Genomic DNA, 1080 nt, shown 5'->3' on the forward strand with positions numbered 1-1080 from the left:
GTATTGCAGATCAGCTTGCTGGACGAAGTCGTCGATGCCGACATCGCGGCAATCGAGGCGGAACTCGAGCAGCTGAAAACCACGCCAGCGCCCGCCGTCAAACGCCAACCCAAACGAGCCCCCTTACCGCCGCAACTGCCCCGTACCGAGATCCGCCATGAGCCGGACTCGGCGCACTGTGCCTGTGGTTGTCAGCTCAAACGCATCGGTGAGGACATCAGCGAGAAGCTCGACTATACGCCCGGTGTGTTCACAGTCGAGCGCCATATCCGCGGTAAATGGGTCTGTGGGCAGTGTGAGACACTGATCCAGGCACCGATGCCGGCATACATCATCGACAAGGGCATCCCGACGGCCGCGCTGATGGCCCAGGTGATCGTCGCCAAGCACGTCGATCATATTCCACTGTACCGGCAGGAGCAGGCCTTCGGCCGTGCCGGCGTGCCGATCCCGCGCTCGACGCTGGCCGAGTGGATCGGCCGCTGCGGTGTGCAGCTGCAACCGCTGGTCGACGCACTGCGTGCGTTAATCCTGACAGAGTCCGTGCTGCATGCGGACGAAACGCCGGTGCCCATGCTGGCGCCGGGCAAGAAGAAAACCCACCAGGCCTACATCTGGGCCTATGCCACCACACCGTACGCCGAGCTGAACGCCGTGATCTACGCCTTCACACCGGGCCGATCTGGCCAGCATGCCCGCGACTTCCTCGACGACTGGCAGGGCCAGCTGGTCTGCGATGACTACGGCGGCTACAAGGCGAGCTTCAAGCAAGGGATTACCGAGATCGGCTGCATGGCCCATGCGCGGCGAAAGTTCGTCGAGCTGCACGTGGCAGGCAAGAGCCAGATCGCCGGTCAGGCGGTTGAGTACATCAAGCAGCTGTACAACATCGAGCGTGAGGCCCGATCTCTGACGCCCCTGGAGCGGCAGGCGCTGCGGCAGGATAAATCCAAGCCCATCGCGGATGCGCTGCATCAATGGATGCAGGCCCAGCGCTTGAAAGTACCGAATGGCACGGCAACGGCGAAGGCGCTCGACTACAGCCTCAAACGCTGGGCCGCGCTAACACGCTACCTGGAT

Annotated in this window: 1 protein-coding gene; it reads left to right on the plus strand. The window is 63.0% G+C overall.

Features of this window, described 5'->3' with window-relative positions:
* Positions 1-1080 (plus strand): IS66 family transposase (gene tnpC / locus MPRO_RS01980; RefSeq protein WP_067286337.1); only part of this gene is annotated, 1080 nt, incomplete at both ends.

Origin of the sequence: Marinobacterium profundum, assembly GCF_001528745.1 — a bacterium.
Classification (GTDB): domain Bacteria; phylum Pseudomonadota; class Gammaproteobacteria; order Pseudomonadales; family Balneatricaceae; genus Marinobacterium_A; species Marinobacterium_A profundum.